This is a genomic window from Sulfitobacter sp. PM12 (genome assembly GCF_045586035.1).
In the GTDB taxonomy this organism is placed as follows: domain Bacteria; phylum Pseudomonadota; class Alphaproteobacteria; order Rhodobacterales; family Rhodobacteraceae; genus Sulfitobacter; species Sulfitobacter pontiacus.
Map to the genome: position 1 here is coordinate 1,364,478 of NZ_CP151529.1, position 20,413 is coordinate 1,384,890.

Consider the following 20,413-nt stretch of genomic DNA (forward strand, 5'->3'; position numbering starts at 1 on the left):
GGTGCGGGCAACCAAACCAATAATGCACCCCCAACACGGAGGGACACAATGTTAACGACCATCATTTCGTTCGGGGTCATACTGGCTTTGGGCTTAACTATTTTCTGTACGATCAAGTGGTGGAACCTGCCGCTGACCGGCGTGACGCCGGTGCCGCTGTTCACCTTTATCGCGATCCTCTTCACGTCGGGGCTGGATGTGGGGCTGATCATGTTCCCGCTGGCCTTCGACTTCCCGCTTTATGCGGATACGGCGACCGAGCCAGCCTATGGGTTCACCAACCCGCTGGCGCTTGAATTCGGCTTCTGGGGCTTTCTGATCTGGACGTTCTACTTCCTGACGACCTTCTATTTCTGCGCCATCGAGCCGCGGGTGAAGTTCTTCGAGATCCCCGCGATCAAACTGCTGAACAACATCGTGATCATCACCACCTGCGCCTTCACCGGTGCGTTGTTCCTGATCTATATGCCCTATTACATCGCCGAGGTCGGCGACGGAGAGACGATCCTGCCGGTCTTCTACCTGATCTGCTTCCTCGTGATCCTGATTGCGGCCTTCAGCTCCACCGATCTGAAGTTCGTGCGCGTGCTGTCCGTCAGCTCGACCCTGCTGTTTCTGGCGCTGATCGCTTACATGTGGCTGAATGCCGGCATGGGATTGGGCGAATTTGCCTCTAGCGCCAGCAACCTTGGCGGCTATTTCGCAAATATCCACAAGTTCATCATCCCGCTGACGGATTACCACGAATTCTACCTGTTCTGGTGGTTCGCTTGGTCAATCATGATCGGGCAGTTCGTCAGCCGCTTTGTCGGCGGGCTGAAGACATGGCAACTGCTGGCGTCCTTGCTGGTATTCCCGTCGATCCCCTTGGGCTTGTGGTTCTCGGTGCTGTATTACTACCACCTGAACGGCATCGGCACCGCGGGCTTCCCGAATTGGGCCATGACCATCGTGGGCATCGTGTTCGTGATCAACTCTTTCGACAGTCTGATCCGGCTTTACACCGATAACCTCAACTTCACGACCGAACGCTTTGGCACCGTGTCTTACGTGCTGGCCAACGCCATCGGCCTGTTTGTGCTGACCCTGCTGTTCCAAAGCCAATGGCTGCAGATCCAGTGGGTCGGGACCATCGTGATCGGCATCTACCTGCTGGCGCTTGGCTATATGTTCTTTGTCAAACGCCGTCACCTGCACGGGCTGGATGGCAACGCCAATATCCCGGCCGAATAACCCTTAAACCTAAGCGGCCCCGCCATACGGGCGGGGCCCAACCGAAAAGAGAGACCTATGCAAACGCAACCCATCGCCAGCCATTTCATCAACGGCGAATATGTCGAAGATACCAACGGCACCCCGATCGAGGTGATCTATCCGGCCACGGGCGAGGTCATCGCGACCGTTCACGCCGCCACGCCAGAGATCGTGGAGAAAGCCATCACCGCCGCGCGTGACGCGCAGGGGGCTTGGGCCGCGATGACCGGCACCGAACGGGGCCGTATCCTGCGCCGTGCTGCTGACATCATGCGCGAACGCAACCATGACCTGTCGATCCTTGAGACGTATGACACCGGCAAACCCTATCAGGAAACCTCGGTTGCGGATGCGACCAGCGGTGCCGATGCGCTGGAATATTTCGGCGGTCTGGCAGCATCTCTGACGGGGGAGCATATCCAGCTGGGCGAAGACTGGGTCTATACCCGCCGCGAACCGCTGGGTGTGTGTGTTGGCATCGGCGCATGGAACTACCCGACGCAGATCGCCTGCTGGAAAGGCGCACCGGCGCTGGCCTGCGGGAACTCGATCATCTTCAAACCGTCCGAAACGACGCCGCTTTGCGCGCTGAAAGTCGCGGAAATTCTGGTAGAGGCAGGGCTGCCCGCCGGTCTTTACAACGTTGTGCAGGGCATGGGCGAAGTGGGGGCGTCCCTTGTGACCGACCCGCGCGTCGACAAAGTCTCGCTCACCGGTTCTGTGCCCACGGGCCGCAAGGTCTATGCCGCGGCCGCGGAAGGCATCAAGCACGTCACGATGGAACTGGGCGGCAAGTCCCCCATGATCGTGTTCGAGGACGCGGATATCGAAAACGCCATCAGCGGCGCGATCCTAGGCAATTTCTACAGCTCGGGTCAGATCTGTTCGAACGGCACCCGCGTCTTCGTGCACCGCGACATCAAAGAGGCGTTCCTGAAACGCTTGGCCGAACGTCTGGACACCGCCGTGATCGGCGACCCGATGGACCCTGACACCAGCTTTGGCCCGATGGTGTCAAAACGTCAGATGGAGATCGCGCTTGGCTATGTCGAAAAGGGCAAGGCCGAAGGCGCGCGTCTGGTCTATGGCGGGGCAGCAATCGACCGCGATGGCTTCTATATGCAGCCCACCGTCTTTGCCGATGTGACCGACGACATGTCCATCGCCCGCGAAGAGATTTTCGGGCCGGTCATGTCGGTGCTGGATTTCGAGACCGAGGCAGAGGTGATGGCCCGCGCCAATGCGACCGAATTCGGTCTGGCCGCCGGTGTGTTCACCAAAGACCTGTCCCGCGCGCACCGCGTCGCGGCAGGGTTCGAGGCGGGCACCTGCTATATCAACACCTATAACGACGCTCCGGTCGAAGCTCCCTTTGGCGGCATGAAAAATTCGGGCGTGGGGCGCGAGAACTCCAGGGCGGCGATTGATCACTATAGCCAGTTGAAAACCGTCTATGTGCGCATGGGCGATATGGAAGCGCCTTTCTAGGGCGCTGATCCAACGCTGCGCTGACGCGCATGCGATAGATGGGCGCGCATCCGGCCCAAGCTTTCCTTCGGCAAGAAAGGGGGCTTGGGCAGGGCGTGCCGGAATATGCTGAGAGGTGCTTGAGGGATCGGTCTGATCCTCAAGTCACCTCGTCAATGTTGGGATGCGAGTCTTGCGCGCGTCAGGGACACGCCGCGCCGGGGGCGCGGGGCCTGCGGCCTCCTTGACCCGCGAAAGACTCACGGAAGGAAGGCGATAGGATGGAAGTTGAATTTATTATCGTAGGGGCGGGCAGCGCGGGCTGCGCGATGGCGTACCGCCTGGCCACGGCAGGGCGCAAGGTGATGGTGATCGAACATGGTGGCAGCGATGCGGGCCCGTTCATCCAGATGCCGGCGGCCTTGTCCTATCCGATGAACATGAAAACCTACGACTGGGGGTTCCAGTCCGAACCCGAACCGCATCTGAACAACCGTCGTCTGGCGACCCCGCGTGGCAAGGTGATCGGCGGATCGTCGTCGATCAACGGGATGGTCTATGTGCGCGGGCACGCGATGGACTATGACCATTGGGAAGAGCAGGGGGCCGATGGCTGGGGTTATGCCGATGTGCTGCCCTATTTCAAACGCATGGAAAGCTGGCATGACGGCGGCCACGGGGGCGACCCCGACTGGCGCGGCACTGACGGCCCGCTGCATGTCAGCCGTGGCCCACGCGAAAACCCCTTGTTCGAAGCCTTTGTCGAGGCGGGCAAACAAGCAGGATACGAGGCGACCGACGATTATAACGGCGAGAAACAGGAAGGCTTCGGCCCGATGGAGCAGACGGTCTGGAAGGGCCGCCGCTGGTCCGCGGCCAACGCCTATCTGCGGCCCGCGCAAAAGACCGGCAACGTCGAACTCGTCCGCGCCTTGGCGCAGCGCATCGTGATCGAAGACGGTCGTGCTGTCGGGGTCGAGGTGCTGCGCGGTGGCAAGACAGAGGTGCTGCGTGCCAGCGGCGAGGTGATCGTCGCGGCGTCCTCCATCAACTCGCCCAAGCTGCTGATGTTGTCGGGCATCGGCCCTGCGGCCCATCTGGCAGAGCATGGTATCGAGGTGATCGCCGACCGCCCCGGTGTGGGCCAGAACCTGCAAGACCACCTTGAACTGTATATCCAGATGGCCGCCAGCCAGCCAATCACGCTGTACAAGCACTGGAACATCTTTTCCAAGGCCGTGATCGGCGCGCAGTGGCTGTTTACGAAAACCGGCATGGGCGCGTCGAACCAGTTTGAAAGCGCGGCGTTCATCCGGTCGAAGGCAGGGATTAAATATCCCGATATCCAGTATCACTTCCTGCCGATTGCCGTGCGCTATGACGGGCAGGCCGCCGCTGAAGGCCACGGGTTTCAGGCGCATGTGGGGCCGATGCGGTCGACCTCGCGCGGGTCTGTCACGCTGGCCTCGGGCAATCCGGCCGACGCGCCGAAGATCTTTTTCAACTACATGTCGCAGGACAAGGATTGGGAGGAATTCCGCACCTGTATTCGCCTCACCCGAGAGATCTTTGCGCAGGACGCCTTCAAACCCTTCGTCAAACACGAGATCCAGCCGGGGGCCGATGTGCAAAGCGACGAGGCGCTTGATGCCTTCATCCGCGAACATGCCGAAAGCGCCTATCACCCCTGTGGTACCTGCCGCATGGGCCGCGCCGATGACCCGCAGGCGGTGGTTGATCCGCAGGGCCGTGTGATCGGGGTAGAGGGGCTGCGCGTCGCCGACAGCTCGATCTTTCCGCGGATTACTAATGGCAACCTGAACGCCCCGTCCATCATGGTGGGCGAGAAAATCTCGGACCATGTGCTGGGGCTTGATCCATTGGCCGCGGCGAATGACGCGCCCTGGATTCACCCCGACTGGGAAACCGCGCAGCGCTAAGGGGCTGGCCCCTCCCTTGGTCGAGACGCCACAAGTGTTAACGAAAGTTAACCTTGGTTAATATCTCTGGTTGATTGGGGCGTGGAAACGCCCCAATCAACGGGATATGAAAGTCCTCCTTCATTCATGTTTCGCCGCGGCGCTGGTCGCCGTTTTCACGCAACCCGCTGCGGCGGTCGAACCGCGCCTGACGGGCGAGATCCGGGTGATCGACGGCGATACGATCGCTTTGGGTGAGACGCGGATCCGGCTTTTCGGCATCGATGCGGTCGAAGGGGACCAGCCTTGCCGTGCCACGGATGGGCGCGTGTTGAACTGCGGCGCTTGGGTGACGGCGCAGGTGCGCGCCACATACGACGGTCAGCGGGCCGACTGCCAGCGGGTGGATACCGACCGATATGGTCGGATCGTGGCGCGCTGTGCCGCCTTGGGGCAGGATATGGGGCAAGCCTTGGTCGCGGCGGGGCTGGCCTTTTCCTACGCGCGCTACAGCCGCGCCTATGTCGCAACCGAAGCGGCGGCCAAGCGGGCGGGACGCGGGGTGCATGCCTATGAAACGCAGCGCCCTGAAGCCTATCGCAAAGCCTCTAAAGCAGCGCCAAAGCCCGTTGCGTCATTGGGGCCGGGCGGCTGTGTGATCAAGGGGAATGTCAGCAGCAAGGGCACGCGGATCTTTCACGTGCCCGGACAGCACGACTATGACCGGACCGTGATCCGCACCGACAAGGGCGAACGCTGGTTCTGCAGCGCGGCGCAGGCGCGTGCCGCCGGATGGAGGGCGGCCAAGCGGTAAGCGGTCAATCCACCTGATAGGGCAGCACGTCGCGCAGGTTCGGGTCCACCACCAGCTGGCGTTCCAGCGGCGGTACAGATCGCTGGTGGCAATGTTTACGCTCGCAGATACGGCAAGATATGCCGATGGGTTCAAACGCTGAGGCGCGGGTGGTGTCCATCCCGTCGGCATAGACCAGCGCGGGCGCATGGCGCACCTCGCACCCCAGCGAAATCGCATAGCGCCGCACCGGCGCGCCAAACCGCCCCGCCGGCTTCGAGATGTCCCGCGCCAACGAGATATAGCGTACCCCGTCCGGCGTTTCGGCCAGCTGGCGCAGGAAGCGGCCCGGCGTTTCAAAGGCGCTGTGCACATTCCACAGGGGGCAGGCTCCGCCAAACCGCGCGAATTGCAGACGGGTGGCCGAATGGCGTTTGGTGATCGTGCCTGCCTGATCCACACGGACAAAGAAGAACGGAATCCCCTTTGACCCGGGGCGTTGCAGCGTCGACAGCCGATGCGCGACCTGTTCGATCGAAGCCCCGAAATCAGAGGCCAGCACCTCGAGGTCGTGGCGGCAGCTTTGGGCGCGCTCCAGAAACCGGGCGTAGGGCATCAGTGCGGCCCCGGCAAAGTAGTTCGCTAGCCCCATCTTCGCGATGTCACGGGCCGCGGGGCTGTTGAAACGCGCGAAGTCCAAGGTTGCCTCAAGCAGATCGTTCTGGCGCACAAGGGCGACCTGCAGCAGCATCTGGAACGTCTGTGTGGCCTGCGAGGCGCGGGCCGAGACATGCAACACACCGCTGGCCGGATCATAGCGGCGCAGCGCATCTGTCTCGTCGAAGGCGACGGTAATGCCTGCGCTGGACAGCGCCTCTAGCGTGGTGTCGCGCAGGCTTTGGCCGGTGCCGGTGTCGCGGGCGAAATACTCGGCCGCGCGGTCGACGGCATCCAGATAATTGTCGCAATAATGGAAGAAGTCGCGCACCTCTTCCCACGGGCTGGGGGAGGGGCGGGCATCTTCGCGGCCCAAGGCTTCGTCCAGATAGGCCAGCCGTTCTTGGGTCTGGCGGTGGCTTTGGTGCAGCTTGATGAACGCCCGCGCCAACCCCGGCGCGTTGGAGGCCGCAAGCTGTACATCGGCCAGCGGCAGCACATCGCCCTCGAACACCGGATCGGACAGGACTTCGCGCATGTCGCTGACCAACCGTTCGCTGTCCCCGCTCGACAGTTCGGTGACATCCATCCCGAATTCAGACGCCAGTGCCAAGACGACCGTGGTGCTGACGGGTCGGTTATTATTCTCCATCTGGTTAAGGTACGGGAGGGATACGCCAAGCCGCGCGGCGAATTCTTTCTGGGTATGAGCCAGATTGGTGCGCAGCTCGCGCAGTTTTGCGCCAGCGTATAGCTTTTGGATCGCCATCAGGGTGGGGCCTTTGCAAAGTTACCGGTTCTGCAAACCGTATCTTTGCAAACTAACGGCGGCAAGGCCCGTCAGGCGATACCAAGCGCCCGTTCACGGCGGATCACGACCAAGATCGACGCGACGCCCGCGACGGCGGTGGCCAGCATGATCCAGAGCAGCGGATAGGCTCCGGTTTCTTCGCTCAGCAGGGCACCGGCTAAAATACTCAGCCCCGCACCACCGCCAATCATGATCGCGCCGCCAAGCCCCGACGCCGTGCCCGCCAGATGCGGGCGCACCGACAACAGGCCCGCGGTGGCGTTGGGGATGCACAGCCCGTTGCCAAGGCCCACCAGCGTCATCATCCCGAAGAACGACAGCGGCGATCCATAGCCCAGCAGGAAGATCATCATCGACACCGACCCGCCAATCGCATTGGCCAGACAGCCCCAAAGCACCAGCGTGTTGACGCCGACCACGGTCGCCTTGCGGGCCGTGATAAAGTTGCCAAGGAAATAGCCCACGGCGGGCGCGCCGAAATAGATGCCAAGCTCGGCCGGTTCCATGCCGAAAACGACGCTGCCCACAAAGGGCGCGCCGCCAAGGTAGGCAAAGAACGCACCCGAGCAGCAGGCCGCCGCCATCGAGTACCCCCAGAACCGCGGAGAGCCGAGCAGCTCGGGGTATTCGGCGAATTGCTGAGCCAGCGTGCGCCCTGACGCGACGTGGGTCTCGCCAAGGTCGAACCATGTGATCGCCAGTACCAGCGCCCCGATCCAGAACATCGCCCAGAAGGTCGCCTGCCAGCCGAAGGATTGTTCCAGCAACCCGCCCACAGCGGGGGAGATCATGGGCACCAGCGCCATGCCCATCGTGACATAGCCGATCATCGAGGCGGCTTTATCTTGGGCGAACATATCGCGCACCACTGCACGGCTCAGCACCATCGAGACGGCGACGATGGCCTGCACGCAGCGGAATGCAAGGAACACGGCCGTCGTGGGGGCGTAGATACAGCCCACCGTCGCGACCATATATATCGCCAGCCCCCACAGTAGCACATTCCGGCGGCCCAGATTATCCGAAATCGGGCCGATCAGCACCTGCAATACCGCGCTACACAGCAGATAAAGCGGCACGGAAAGTTGCATCACAGCGTAATCGGCGTCGAAATATTCAGCCATAGCGGGAAGGCTTGGCAAGAACATATTCATCGCCAGCGCCCCGATCCCCGACAGAAGGATCAGCGTGGAAATATGCGGGGGGGATGTTTTATCCAGAAAACGGACGGGGTTATCCTTGATCATTGCATATCAGTATGCCTGCGGTTGCATCTTGTCTATCCAGAACCATACGGTAACCGAACGATTTGCAAGTTTTCAATTAGCAAACAGAAGGGTGTATAGTTTTTGCAAATTTGCAAAAATGCGCTTTGGTTCGCGCGGGGGCGGCGTTACGGTGGCGGAAATCTTATAGAGGTGCGTGATGAAAGATATTCTGGAACAGCTTGAAACCCGCCGCGACGACGCCCGACTGGGCGGAGGGCAAAAGCGCATTGATGCGCAGCACGCCCGTGGCAAGCTGACCGCCCGCGAGCGGATCGACCTGTTGCTTGATGATGGGTCGTTTGAAGAATTCGATATGTTCGTTACCCACCGCTGCACCGACTTCGGGATGGAGCAGCAAAAACCCGCAGGTGACGGCGTTGTCACCGGTTGGGGCACGATCAATGGCCGTCTGGTCTATGTCTTCAGTCAGGATTTCACGGTCTTTGGCGGATCGCTGTCCCAGACCCACGCGCAGAAAATCTGCAAGATTCAGGATATGGCGATCCAGAACGGTGCGCCTGTCATCGGGATCAACGATTCCGGCGGTGCGCGTATTCAGGAAGGCGTCGACAGCCTCGCGGGTTATGCCGAGGTGTTCCAGCGCAATATCGAAGCTTCCGGTGTGATCCCGCAGATCAGCGTGATCATGGGGCCATGTGCGGGCGGGGCGGTCTATTCCCCTGCGATGACCGACTTTATCTTCATGGTGAAAGACACGTCCTATATGTTCGTGACAGGCCCTGACGTGGTCAAAACCGTGACCAACGAACAGGTCACCGCAGAAGAACTGGGCGGCGCGACGACGCACACGCGCAAATCCTCCGTCGCGGATGGCGCGTTTGAAAATGACGTCGAAGCACTGGCCGAGGTGCGTCGTCTGGTCGATTTCCTGCCCGCCAACAACCGCGACATGCCGCCTGTGCGCCCGTTCTTTGACGAACCCGACCGGATCGAGGCGTCGCTTGATACATTGGTGCCCAGCAACGCCAACACGCCCTATGACATGAAAGAGCTGATCCACAAGCTCGCGGATGAAGGCGACTTTTACGAAATTCAGGAAGACTTCGCCAAGAACATCCTGACCGGCTTTATCCGTATCGAAGGGCGCACCGTGGGTGTGGTCGCGAACCAGCCGATGGTGCTGGCGGGCTGCCTTGATATCGACAGCTCGCGCAAGGCGGCGCGGTTTGTGCGCTTCTGCGATGCGTTCGAAATTCCGATCCTGACGCTGGTGGACGTGCCCGGCTTTCTCCCCGGTACGGGGCAGGAATATGGCGGCGTGATCAAACACGGCGCCAAGCTGCTGTTCGCCTATGGCGAAGCGACGGTGCCGATGGTGACGGTCATCACCCGCAAAGCCTATGGCGGCGCGTATGACGTGATGGCGTCCAAGCACTTGCGGTCCGACTTCAACTACGCGTGGCCCACAGCCGAGATTGCCGTGATGGGGGCCAAGGGCGCGACAGAGATCATCCACCGTGCCGATCTGAACGACCCCGAAAAGATCGCGCGCCATACCGCCGATTACGAAGAGCGTTTCGCGAACCCCTTTGTCGCGGCAGAGCGTGGCTTTATCGACGAGGTGATCCAGCCACGCACCACGCGCAAGCGGATTGCCCGCGCCTTTGCCTCGCTGCGCAACAAGAAAGCCGCGATGCCTTGGAAAAAGCATAACAACATCCCGCTCTAACGTCGTTTAATCCATATCCCTCGCGGTGCCTTTGCAGGTGCCCCGAGGGGCAGGAGACCGCTTTGGTTACCGATCACCCCTCTCTTTCCGCGTCATTGCCCTTCGGGCTGCATCCAGCGGGTGCGGCACTGAAGTGGCTTGCGGTTTGCGCAGCTTTCGCCACGGCCTCTGCCGCGGCGCAGCCGGTCGAGGTGCCGTCGGGCGAAAGCATCGAATTGCAAGAGGTGCTGATAGACGAGGTGGGGGTGCAGACATGGCTGCGCTTCCGTTTTGTGGCCCCTTATATCGCGCGCGATACGGGCGCTGTGGACTTTGCGCAGGTTGGGGCCGATATGACCTATCTGTGCGACGCGCTGGCCATTCCCTACATGGCGCAACATGCGCTGGACGGAGAGGTCATCGTGATCTCTTTGGCTGATCGCGTCACGGAATTCGGGGTGTCCGACCCCGATGCCACACAGTTTTTCGAGGCATTTCGCCTGAGCAACGACACCTGTATCTGGGAGGGCCTTTGATGCACCCACAACATCTTGCGAGCGCTGCGGCACCAGCGCGCCGAACTGCGGCTTTGGCGTCACATCTGGCCGCATTGGAAAGCACACCGTATGCAACGCCAATGAACTGCGATAATGTCGCGGCGGGGAATACCGACGTATTTCTTACTTTAACATCGGGGTCTGATTGGCATGAGGCAGTGCCGGGCCCTTTAAACAGTGACAGGAGACTTAGATGTCCAAGAGCATCACAATGCTGGCCGCATTCGGCCTTATCGCAGCCGTTGCGGCATGCGCACCCAAGCAGCAAGAAGAATATGTCGTGGTCGCACCCGAGCCCATCTCGGTTGAGCCCGTGTACACAGGCAAGTACAAGTAATGCTTGTCGGGGACAGGCCTCTGCGCCTGTCTCCAACCCCTCTGCGGCATGTAACGCAGGGGTAGCACCGCGCATCGCCCTCGCAGTCTGGGGGGTATCATGCTGAAACATCGCGGTTTTCCGGGGCGTATGCCCGGATCAGACTATCAGTTCGTTATCCGTCGCGCCAATCCGCGTGGGGTCACCCCGCTGACCCGTCGCGAACGCCGTTCCGACCGCAAGGCGGCGGACCGTCGCGTTGACACGGCCTTTATGCGCGCGCTGTGGGAAGCCTTTGGCGACCAGCCGTTCGAAAGGGGCAATCTGGACGCGGGGCGTTTGTCTTGGCTCTTTGGTCGCGAGGTCGTCGCGGTAGATGACCCCTTTGATCCAGCCGATTACGAAGCAATGCTCGTCATCAACGAAGCCCTTGCCCGGGCGTCTTTCCCCGACGCGTTCGAGGATTGATCATGCGCGTCGCCCCCTTCCTTTCGGCTGGTTTTTGCCACATGTGCGGCATGTTGGGCGGTAATTTGCCCGTCGGGGCAGGGGCGCGCGCCGTTATTCAAACCGCGGTGGAACCTTCTGCGAAACCATGCGTTTATCAGTATCACATCGCGAATAACGCACGATCAATAAAAGGTTTAATCCCATGTCCATCAAAACAATTCTTCTCGCCGTTACTGCGTCCGCTGGCCTTGCTGCATGCGGTGACACACTGGGCGAACAAGCGCTCGGCGGTGGTGTCGTGGGTGCCGGTGCTGCAGCCGTCACAGGCGGTAGCCTCGCGCAAGGCGCGGCCATCGGTGCCGGCGCAAACGTACTGGCGTGCCAAACCGGCGCAGTACGCTGCCAATAATCTGACATCTGCCGCGGCCTTGGGTCGCGGTAGCTGCAGTGCCAAAGATTTTGCCCCGCTCAGCCGCGTGCTGATGCGGGGTTTTTCCGTTCACTCAAGACCAAAAGGGACAGTCGATGTTCAATAAGATCCTGATCGCCAACCGCGGCGAGATTGCCTGCCGCGTTATCAAGACCGCCAAGAAGATGGGCATCGAAACCGTCGCCGTCTATTCCGACGCTGATGCGCAGGCGTTGCACGTCCAGATGGCCGATGAGGCGATCCACATCGGCCCGCCTGCCGCGAACCAGTCGTATATCGTGATCGACAAGATCATGGACGCGATCAAGCAGTCGGGCGCGCAGGCCGTACACCCGGGCTATGGCTTCCTGTCTGAGAACGCGAAATTCGCCGAGGCGCTCGAGGCCGCTGGCGTCGCCTTTGTCGGCCCCCCTAAGGGCGCGATCGAGAAGATGGGCGACAAGATCACCTCCAAGAAAATCGCGCAGGAAGCCGGTGTTTCCACGGTTCCCGGCTACATGGGGCTGATCGAAGACGCGGATGAGGCGGTGAAGATCTCGAACGAAATCGGCTATCCGGTGATGCTGAAGGCGTCTGCCGGTGGCGGCGGCAAGGGGATGCGTATCGCGTGGAACGACGAAGAGGCTCGCGAGGGGTTCCAGTCGTCCAAGAACGAGGCCGCCAACAGCTTTGGCGATGATCGTATCTTTATCGAGAAATTCGTCACCCAGCCGCGCCACATCGAAATTCAGGTGCTTTGCGACGCCCACGGCAATGGCATCTATCTGGGCGAACGCGAGTGTTCGATCCAGCGCCGCAACCAGAAGGTCGTGGAAGAGGCCCCGTCGCCTTTCCTTGACGAAGCCACCCGCAAAGCCATGGGCGAGCAATCCGTCGCCTTGGCGCAGGCCGTTGGCTATACCTCTGCCGGTACGGTCGAATTCATCGTGGACGGCGACAAGAACTTCTACTTCCTTGAAATGAACACCCGTCTTCAGGTGGAACACCCCGTGACCGAGCTGATCACCGGTGTCGATCTGGTCGAACAGATGATCCGCGTCGCCAATGGCGAAAAGCTGACCATCACCCAGGACGACGTGAAACTGACCGGTTGGGCCATCGAAAACCGGCTTTATGCCGAAGATCCATACCGCGGCTTCCTGCCTTCCATCGGGCGTCTGACGCGCTACCGTCCTCCGATGGAGATTGCGGCCGGCCCCTTGCTGACCAACGACAAATGGCAGGGCGATGCGCCAGCGGGTGACACGGCCGTGCGCAACGATACCGGCGTCTACGAGGGCGGCGAGATCTCGATGTATTACGACCCGATGATCGCCAAGCTGTGTACATGGGCACCGACCCGCGCCGAGGCGATTGAACGCATGCGCGTGGCGCTGGATAGCTTCGAGGTCGAAGGCATCGGGCACAACTTGCCGTTCCTCTCTGCCGTGATGGATCATCCGATCTTTGTCGAAGGCAACATGACCACCGCCTTTATCGCCGAACAATACCCCGACGGCTTTGACGGGGTAGAGCTGCCCGAGGCCGAACTGCGCCGGATCGCGGCGGCCACCGCAGCCATGCACCGCGTCGGCGAGATCCGCCGGACTCGCGTGTCGGGCCGCATGGACAACCACGAACGCAAGGTCGGCACCGCCTGGAACGTCGCGCTGCAAGGCCAGTCGTTCGATGTGGAAATTCAGGCCGACCCAAAGGGCGCGACGGTGACCTTCGACGACGGCACAGCGCTGCGCGTCGCGGGCGACTGGACACCGGGCGACCAATTGGCCGAGATGACCATCGATGACGCACCGCTGGTGTTCAAGGTCGGCAAAATCTCTGGCGGGTTCCGCGTGCGGGCCCGTGGCGCGGATATGAAAGTGCATGTGCGCAACCCGCGTCAGGCCGGACTGGCCCGTCTGATGCCCGAGAAACTGCCGCCCGACACATCGAAAATGCTGCTGTGCCCGATGCCGGGACTGGTGGTGAAAATCGATGTAGAGGTCGGCGACGAGGTGCAGGAAGGCCAGAACCTCTGCACCATCGAGGCGATGAAGATGGAGAACATCCTGCGCGCCGAGAAGAAGGGCAAAGTGTCCAAGGTCAATGCCGCAGCGGGGGATAGCCTCGCTGTGGATGATGTCATCATCGAGTTCGAATAAGCGCCATGCCAGCCGTTGCCATCATGGGATACAACACGGCGCTGCGGGGGATCCCTTCGCAGCACCGGCCCATATTGCAGCGGCTGCTGGCTGTTCAGTCGAAGATTTTACCCGACTTTTCCTTGGCTTCGCGAATTTCGCGTTGCCGGATGGTCATTTTGTCGATGCTGCGGGTGATCTCGCGCACATCCCAGGGGCGGGGCTTGCGCAGCTTGATCCCGCCGTCTTTGCCCACCAGCACCAACATGAACCCGCGCGGCCGCATCCGCAGCCGCAACGGGCTGCGCGCGCCCGGGTCGGTATCGGTCAGGACAATCACGTCACGTTCGATCAGGTCTTCGGGCTGCTCGCGCAAAAGCTCCATCTGTGATTGGAAGGCGGGGTCATCCTCGCTGTCCGCAAAGACCAGAACCGGTCTTTTTTTCCAGTGGAATTCACTCAAATCTTCCATATCTGCGGGCAGGAACAACGCGGGAACCTCGGGGTCCGTGGCTGTTTGCGCCCCCGCCGAGACCGCAAACAATCCTGCAAAAACAAGGGCTATCACTGGTTTCATTTTGTCTCCTGTCCGTACAGATATAAGCTTGCGCGACGCAATTGCGATGCACAACCGGACATCTGCGCATATTAAGCACTCTGCAACAGGTTTGCAGGCATGACTGTGGCTCAAACTCTTAGTGGGCCACAGTGGCTGGCCCCCGTTCAAGGATTGGGCAAGCAGATCATGGATATTCTTCTTCACGTCGGTGCGCACCGTACAGGAACCACCAGTTTTCAACGCTATCTGGCGGATCACGCCGATCCCATTGCGGCGCAGGGCACCTGCGTCTGGGGGCCGCGCCAGACCCGTGGCGGGCTGTTTGCGGGGCTGTTTCCGGCGTCGGGAATTCTGGCCTCGGGGCCGAATTTGGTAAACGGGCGCGTGTCGCTGCTGATGGGCAAGGCGCGGGACCTCGGGGCGGATCAACTGCTGATCTCGGACGAGAATATGATCGGTTCGGCGCGTCATTCGGTGCGCAGCGGGCGGCTGTTTCCGGCCATCGGCGAACGTATGGCGCGGTTCGGGGCCAGCTTTGGCGGGCGCGTGACGCAGGTGGTGCTGACCATCCGGCAGACGGACCATTGGTGGGCCTCTGCGCTGGCCTATACCGTGGGGCGCGGGCATCCCGTACCGGATGCCGACCAGATTGACCGCATCGCCCATGACCGGCGCGGCTGGCGCGATGTCATCACCGATCTTGCCTGCGCCTTGCCCGAGGCGAAGATCAGCATCGCCCGCTATGACGACTACGCGGGCCGCCCCGATGCGCTGTTCACGCAGCTCACCGGTCGCGCTGCCCCCGCCACCACCCAAGGCTATTGGCTGAACCGCCGCCCGGACGAGGCCAGCCTGCGTGCGCAGATGGGCCCCGACGCGGCAGGGCTGCGCAGCGACGGGCTGGGTAACTGGCACCCCTTTAGCGACGCGCAGGCCGCAGCCTTGCGTGAAACCTATGCGGACGATCTGTTCTGGCTGACAGCCGGTGCGGATGGTCTTGCCACCCTGACAGAGACATCAACCGCCCCAAGAGCCGGCACAAGCTGGCCAGACGGCGATAGAAGAAAAGGACACCACCATGACAGCGGACAAAGAAAACTGGCGCAATCTGGCTGAGGCGGAACTGCGCGGGCGTAGCCTCGATGACCTGACGTGGCACACGCTGGAAGGCATTGATGTCAAGCCGCTTTACACGGCGGAAGACACCGAAGGGCTAGACCATCTGGGCGGCATCCCCGGCGAGGCACCCTTTACCCGCGGGGTGAAGGCGACCATGTACGCCGGCCGCCCGTGGACGATCCGCCAATATGCGGGGTTCTCTACGGCAGAGGAATCGAACGCCTTTTACCGCCGCGCCCTTGCGGCGGGGCAGCAGGGGGTGTCGGTGGCCTTCGATCTGGCCACCCACCGCGGCTATGACAGCGACCACCCGCGCGTCGAGGGCGACGTGGGCAAGGCGGGCGTGGCGATCGACAGCGTCGAGGATATGAAGATCCTGTTCGACGGCATCCCGCTCGACAAAGTATCGGTCTCCATGACGATGAACGGCGCGGTGATCCCGATCCTGGCGAATTTCATCGTCGCGGGCGAAGAGCAGGGGCATGATAAATCCGTGCTCTCGGGCACCATTCAGAACGATATTCTGAAAGAATTCATGGTCCGCAACACCTATATCTATCCGCCCGAACCCTCGATGCGGATCATCGGGGATATCATCGAATATACCTCGGACCACATGCCGAAATTCAACTCCATCTCGATCTCGGGCTACCACATGCAAGAGGCGGGCGCGAACCTTGTGCAGGAACTGGCCTTTACCCTTGCCGATGGCCGCGAATATGTGCGCACGGCAATTGCCGCGGGCATGGATGTGGACCGGTTTGCACCCCGGCTGAGCTTCTTTTTCTGCATCGGCATGAACTTCTTTATGGAGGCCGCGAAACTGCGCGCGGCGCGTCTGCTGTGGTCGCGGATCATGGATGAATTCAAACCGAAGAACCCCAAATCCTCGATGCTGCGGACCCACTGCCAGACCTCCGGCGTGAGCCTTCAGGAACAAGACCCCTATAACAACGTGATTCGCACCGCCTACGAGGCGATGAGCGCGGTTCTGGGCGGCACGCAGTCGCTGCACACCAATGCCCTGGACGAGGCGATTGCCCTGCCCACCGATTTCTCCTCGCGCATTGCGCGCAACACGCAGCTGATTTTGCAGGAAGAAACCGGCGTCACCAATGTCGTCGACCCGCTGGCCGGCAGCTACTATGTCGAAAAGCTGACCGCCGATCTGGCAGACGCCGCATGGAAGCTGATCGAGGAAGTGGAAGAGCTGGGCGGGATGACCAAGGCCGTCGCCTCCGGCATGCCGAAACTGCGCATCGAAGAAGCCGCCGCCACGCGTCAGGCCAAGATCGACCGCGGCACCGAGGTGATCGTCGGGGTCAACAAATACCGCCGCGAGGTCGAGGACGAGATCGACATTCTGGATGTCGATAACGTCAAGGTGCGCGACAGCCAGATCAAGCGTCTCGAAGCGATCCGTAGCGCGCGTGACGAAGATGCCTGCAAGGCCGCCCTGGCCGAGCTGACCCGCCGCGCCGCAGAGGGCGGAAACCTGTTGGAAGGGGCGGTCGAAGCCGCCCGCGCCCGCGCCACCGTAGGGGAGATCAGCATGGCGATGGAAGAAAAATTCGGACGTCACCGCGCCGAGGTCAAGACATTGGCCGGCGTCTATGGCGCGGCCTATGAGGGCGACAGCGGCTTTGCGGAAATCCAGAAATCGGTCGAGGATTTCGCCGAAGCCGAAGGCCGCCGTCCGCGTATGCTGGTGGTCAAGATGGGTCAGGACGGGCACGACCGCGGGGCCAAGGTCATTGCGACCGCCTTTGCCGATATCGGGTTCGACGTGGATGTGGGGCCGCTGTTCCAGACCCCCGCCGAGGCCGCGCAGGATGCCGTGGACAACGACGTGCATGTCATCGGCATCTCGTCCCAGGCGGCGGGTCACAAAACGCTCGCCCCGCAGCTGATCAAGGCGCTGAAGGACCAAGGGGCCGAGGATATTCTGGTCATCTGCGGCGGGGTGATTCCGCAGCAAGATTACAAGTTCCTCAAGGATGCGGGGGTCAAGGCGATCTTCGGGCCGGGGACAAATATCCCCAATGCCGCGCAGGATATCCTGAAACTGATCCGTGCCGCACGCAGCTAAACGGGCGCGAGGGGGCTGTCTGCCCCCTCACACTCCCCCGAGGATTTGAACCATCTGGAAGCAGGACCAATGATTGAACTGGACCATCTTGCCGTCGCAGGCGAGAGCCTGAAAGCCGCCTCTGACCTGGCCGCGCAGGTGCTTGGGGTGCCGTTGCAACCGGGCGGCGCACATGCGGTGTTTGGCACGCATAACCACCTGCTGGGGCTTGGCGATGCGCTGTATCTGGAGGCGATTGCCGTAGACCCCGACGCGCCGCAGCCTGCCTATGCGCGCTGGTTTGATCTGGACCGGTTCAACGGCCCGGCGCGGCTGTCCAGCTGGATTTGCCGCTGCGATGATCTTGACGCGACGCTGGAAGCTTTGCCCGAAGGCTACGGCGCGCCGGTGGCGTTGCAGCGTGGGGATCTGCGCTGGCGTATGGCGGTGCCGGAAACCGGTATGCTGCCCTATGACAATTGCGCCCCTGCCTTGATGCAATGGGAAGGCGAGGCCCATCCGACCCAGCGGCTTGATGCCTCTGGCTGTCGTTTGGTGACATTGACGGTCCAGCATCCGCAGGCAGAGACGTTGGCGGCAGCGCTTGCCCCGGTCTTCACCGATGCGCGCGTCGTGTTCGAGGTCGGGACACCGGCGCTGTCTGCCCGTTTTGACACGCCCGCGGGCCGCGCTGTGCTGGCGTGATTATCCGGCCTGCAACGGGCAGTGACGCCGGGGCGGTGGCGGCCCTGTGGAATGTGATGATCACGCAAACGCTGTTCACCTTCACGTCGCAGCCCAAGATGGCTGCAGAGGTCGAGGCGCTGATCGCCGGTCGCGCGGGGCAGATCTGGGTCGCCGACGCGGAGGGTGTCGCCGGTTTCATCACCTACGGGGCCTTTCGCAGCGGGGTGGGGTATCGTGATGCGGTGGAGCATTCGATCGTGCTGGATGCCGCTGCACAGGGCGCGGGTGCCGGCCGTGCCTTGATTCAAACCGCCTGTGATGCGGCCGTCGCACAGGGGCGGCGCGTCATGGTGGCGGCGATCAGCGGGGCCAATCCGGGTGCCGTTGGCTTTCATGCGGCACTCGGGTTTGACCACGTGGGCAGGATGCCGCGCATCGGGCAGAAGAACGGGCAGCAGCTTGACCTAATTTTGATGCAGAAAATGCTGACGCCCCGCTGACTTCCCCGGCGCTGCCCCGTATGGTGGGCGTCATGTCTATTTGGTCTCGCATCACCGAAGCTTTGTCAGCGCTCACCGCCGGTGAGGGGCTGTCGGCTGTTTTCGACCGTCTGCGCACCCCGCCAGAGCGGTCGGTGGCCTTTACCATTGCGGTGATCGCGCTTGGGGCCAAGATGGCCAAGGCTGACGGGCAGGTGACCCGCGACGAAGTTACCGCCTTTCGCGAAGTGTTCCAGATTGCCGAGGCCGACCAGCAAGGTGCGGCGCGGGTGTTCAATCTGGCACGGCACGATGTGGCCGGGTTCGAGGATTACGCCGCGCGCATTGCGCAGATGTTCGCGGACCAGCCCGAGACGTTGCATGACCTGATCGAAGGGTTGTTCCACATTGCCATGGCCGACGGCATGTACCACCCGAACGAGGATGCGTTTCTGGTGCGGGTGGCGCAGATCTTCGCGATGGATGACAGCGATTTTGCCTCGCTTCGGGCGCGGTTCGTGCCCGATACCTCGCCGCTGCCCCATGCGGTTCTGGGCATTCCGCCCGATGCCTCGCTTGAAGAGGGGCGCGCGGCGTGGCGCAAGCTGGTGCGGGCCAATCACCCCGACGCTCTGGTCGCCCGCGGCCTGCCGCAAGAGGCCATCGCCATGGCCGAAAAACGCATGATCGACATCAACCGCGCGTGGGAGACCTGGTCAGGCAAGGCGCAGTAATGCGGATCGCGACCTATAACGTCGAATGGTTCACGGGTCTGTTCGACGATGAGGATCAACTGTTGCTGGATGACGGCTGGTCGGCGCGCCACAATATCACCCGCGCGCAGCAGGCGCAGGCTTTGGGCACCGTGTTTCGGGCGATGGATGCCGATGCTGTGATGGTGATCGAGGCCCCTGACCAAAGCCGTAAACGCGGCACAGTGGCCGCATTGGAACGCTTTGCCGCGCATTTCGATCTGCGCACGCGCAAGGCGGTGATCGGCTTTGCCAATGACACGCAGCAGGAAATCGCGCTGTTGTTCGATCCCGACCGGCTGTCGGCCAGCCACGCGCCCGGTGGTTCGGCCGGGCAGGGGGATGCGCCACGCTTTGACGGGACGTTGGACATTGACCTGGATATCGACGCGCGCGAGGATCATGTCGTCTTTTCCAAACCGCCGCTCGAGCTGGATATCGTTACCCGCGAAGGGGTGGCGTTTCACATGATCGGCGCGCATCTGAAATCCAAGGCCCCCCATGGGGCCAAGACGCCGCAGGATGCGCTGCGCATCGGCATCGCCAACCGGCGCAAGCAGCTGGCGCAGGCGATCTGGCTGCGTCGGCGGATCGATGCGCGGCTCGACGATGGCACGCCGCTGATGGTCTTGGGCGATCTGAACGACGGGCCGGGCCTGGACAGTTTCGAGGATCTTTTCGGGCGGTCCTCGGTCGAGATTGTGATGGGCCACCGGCAGGATCGCGCGCTCGTCGATCCCCATGCGATCCGCGCCTTGGGCCAGCGGATCGGGGCGATGCCCACCACGTCACGCTTCTGGATCGCGCCCGAAAAACGCTATCTGCAGGCACTGCTGGATTACATCGTGATCAGCCCGTCCCTGACCGCGCATCGGCCGCAATGGCGCATCTGGCACCCGTTGGACGATCCGGAATGCTGGGGGGATGCCGCCTTGCGCGACGCCTTGATCACGGCGTCGGATCACTTTCCGGTGACGATTGATCTGGACCTGTCGACGCGCCTTTAATCCCGCTTTCATCACAAGATGAAATAGGGCA

19 protein-coding genes are annotated in these 20,413 nt (G+C 61.8%); 16 read left to right on the plus strand and 3 right to left on the minus strand.

What is annotated here, in order from left to right; translation table 11 throughout:
* Positions 1-48: 48 nt before the first annotated feature.
* The 4 genes from AADW22_RS06485 (at position 49) to AADW22_RS06500 (ending at position 5,454) form a co-directional block, all read left to right on the plus strand.
* Positions 49-1,233, plus strand: a complete 1,185-nt coding sequence (locus AADW22_RS06485) for a choline transporter (protein ID WP_005852309.1) — start codon at positions 49-51, stop codon at positions 1,231-1,233.
* Between the two features lie 57 nt (positions 1,234-1,290).
* Positions 1,291-2,742: a betaine-aldehyde dehydrogenase gene (gene betB / locus AADW22_RS06490; protein WP_407474512.1), complete on the plus strand. Its 1,452-nt coding sequence runs from the start codon at positions 1,291-1,293 to the stop codon at positions 2,740-2,742.
* 260 nt (positions 2,743-3,002) lie between these two features.
* On the plus strand, positions 3,003-4,661 hold the full coding sequence (betA, locus tag AADW22_RS06495) for a choline dehydrogenase (RefSeq protein WP_407474513.1): 1,659 nt from the start codon (positions 3,003-3,005) through the stop codon (positions 4,659-4,661).
* Positions 4,662-4,767: 106 nt separating this feature from the next.
* Entirely contained in the window at positions 4,768-5,454 is a 687-nt protein-coding gene (locus tag AADW22_RS06500) for a thermonuclease family protein (protein WP_407474514.1), read from the plus strand.
* A 4-nt stretch (positions 5,455-5,458) separates the two neighbouring features.
* Here AADW22_RS06500 and AADW22_RS06505 read toward each other — a convergent pair whose 3' ends face one another.
* Positions 5,459-6,859 carry a short-chain fatty acyl-CoA regulator family protein gene (locus tag AADW22_RS06505; protein WP_005852316.1) on the minus strand — a complete coding sequence of 467 codons (1,401 nt, stop codon included), beginning with the start codon at positions 6,857-6,859 and terminating at the stop codon, positions 5,459-5,461.
* A gap of 71 nt (positions 6,860-6,930) precedes the next feature.
* A complete protein-coding gene (locus tag AADW22_RS06510) occupies positions 6,931-8,148 on the minus strand; it encodes a multidrug effflux MFS transporter (protein ID WP_407474515.1) in 1,218 nt (405 codons plus the stop codon).
* A gap of 178 nt (positions 8,149-8,326) precedes the next feature.
* Here AADW22_RS06510 and AADW22_RS06515 point away from each other — a divergent pair, with 178 nt between their 5' ends.
* The 6 genes from AADW22_RS06515 (at position 8,327) to AADW22_RS06540 (ending at position 13,732) form a co-directional block, all read left to right on the plus strand.
* The gene (locus AADW22_RS06515) at positions 8,327-9,859 is read left to right on the plus strand and encodes an acyl-CoA carboxylase subunit beta (RefSeq protein ID WP_037943769.1); all 1,533 of its coding nucleotides are present in this window, start codon (positions 8,327-8,329) and stop codon (positions 9,857-9,859) included.
* Positions 9,860-9,921: 62 nt separating this feature from the next.
* Positions 9,922-10,374 carry a DUF6497 family protein gene (locus tag AADW22_RS06520; RefSeq protein WP_235183764.1) on the plus strand — a complete coding sequence of 151 codons (453 nt, stop codon included), beginning with the start codon at positions 9,922-9,924 and terminating at the stop codon, positions 10,372-10,374.
* A gap of 214 nt (positions 10,375-10,588) precedes the next feature.
* Entirely contained in the window at positions 10,589-10,732 is a 144-nt protein-coding gene (locus AADW22_RS06525; RefSeq protein ID WP_005852323.1) for a hypothetical protein, read from the plus strand.
* A 99-nt stretch (positions 10,733-10,831) separates the two neighbouring features.
* Positions 10,832-11,179 (plus strand): hypothetical protein, encoded by a 348-nt coding sequence (locus AADW22_RS06530; RefSeq protein WP_260005219.1) that lies wholly within the window; start codon positions 10,832-10,834, stop codon positions 11,177-11,179.
* Between the two features lie 184 nt (positions 11,180-11,363).
* Positions 11,364-11,570, plus strand: coding sequence for a hypothetical protein (locus AADW22_RS06535; protein ID WP_005852327.1), 207 nt, complete (start codon positions 11,364-11,366; stop codon positions 11,568-11,570).
* Positions 11,571-11,686: 116 nt separating this feature from the next.
* Positions 11,687-13,732: a biotin carboxylase N-terminal domain-containing protein gene (locus AADW22_RS06540; protein WP_407474516.1), complete on the plus strand. Its 2,046-nt coding sequence runs from the start codon at positions 11,687-11,689 to the stop codon at positions 13,730-13,732.
* A 94-nt stretch (positions 13,733-13,826) separates the two neighbouring features.
* Here the strand turns inward: AADW22_RS06540 and AADW22_RS06545 are convergent, their stop codons facing one another.
* Positions 13,827-14,288: a DUF4174 domain-containing protein gene (locus AADW22_RS06545; RefSeq protein WP_037943773.1), complete on the minus strand. Its 462-nt coding sequence runs from the start codon at positions 14,286-14,288 to the stop codon at positions 13,827-13,829.
* Positions 14,289-14,456: 168 nt separating this feature from the next.
* Between AADW22_RS06545 and AADW22_RS06550 the strand changes: the two genes are divergently transcribed.
* The 6 genes from AADW22_RS06550 to AADW22_RS06575 all read left to right on the plus strand — a co-directional run bounded on the left by AADW22_RS06550 (position 14,457) and on the right by AADW22_RS06575 (position 20,382).
* Positions 14,457-15,386, plus strand: coding sequence for a hypothetical protein (locus tag AADW22_RS06550; protein WP_407474517.1), 930 nt, complete (start codon positions 14,457-14,459; stop codon positions 15,384-15,386).
* Complete coding sequence (gene scpA, locus AADW22_RS06555; RefSeq protein ID WP_037943775.1) at positions 15,349-17,478, plus strand: methylmalonyl-CoA mutase; 2,130 nt, start codon at positions 15,349-15,351, stop codon at positions 17,476-17,478. The genes AADW22_RS06550 and scpA overlap by 38 nt, the downstream gene beginning before the upstream one ends.
* A 69-nt stretch (positions 17,479-17,547) precedes the next feature.
* Positions 17,548-18,162 (plus strand): VOC family protein, encoded by a 615-nt coding sequence (locus tag AADW22_RS06560; RefSeq protein ID WP_407474518.1) that lies wholly within the window; start codon positions 17,548-17,550, stop codon positions 18,160-18,162.
* Positions 18,159-18,644, plus strand: coding sequence for a GNAT family N-acetyltransferase (locus AADW22_RS06565; protein WP_407474519.1), 486 nt, complete (start codon positions 18,159-18,161; stop codon positions 18,642-18,644). The genes AADW22_RS06560 and AADW22_RS06565 overlap by 4 nt, the downstream gene beginning before the upstream one ends.
* Positions 18,645-18,676: 32 nt before the next feature.
* Positions 18,677-19,357 carry a molecular chaperone DjiA gene (locus tag AADW22_RS06570; RefSeq protein ID WP_037944973.1) on the plus strand — a complete coding sequence of 227 codons (681 nt, stop codon included), beginning with the start codon at positions 18,677-18,679 and terminating at the stop codon, positions 19,355-19,357.
* Positions 19,357-20,382 carry an endonuclease/exonuclease/phosphatase family protein gene (locus AADW22_RS06575; protein WP_407474520.1) on the plus strand — a complete coding sequence of 342 codons (1,026 nt, stop codon included), beginning with the start codon at positions 19,357-19,359 and terminating at the stop codon, positions 20,380-20,382. The genes AADW22_RS06570 and AADW22_RS06575 overlap by 1 nt, the downstream gene beginning before the upstream one ends.
* The last annotated feature ends 31 nt before the right edge of the window (positions 20,383-20,413 follow it).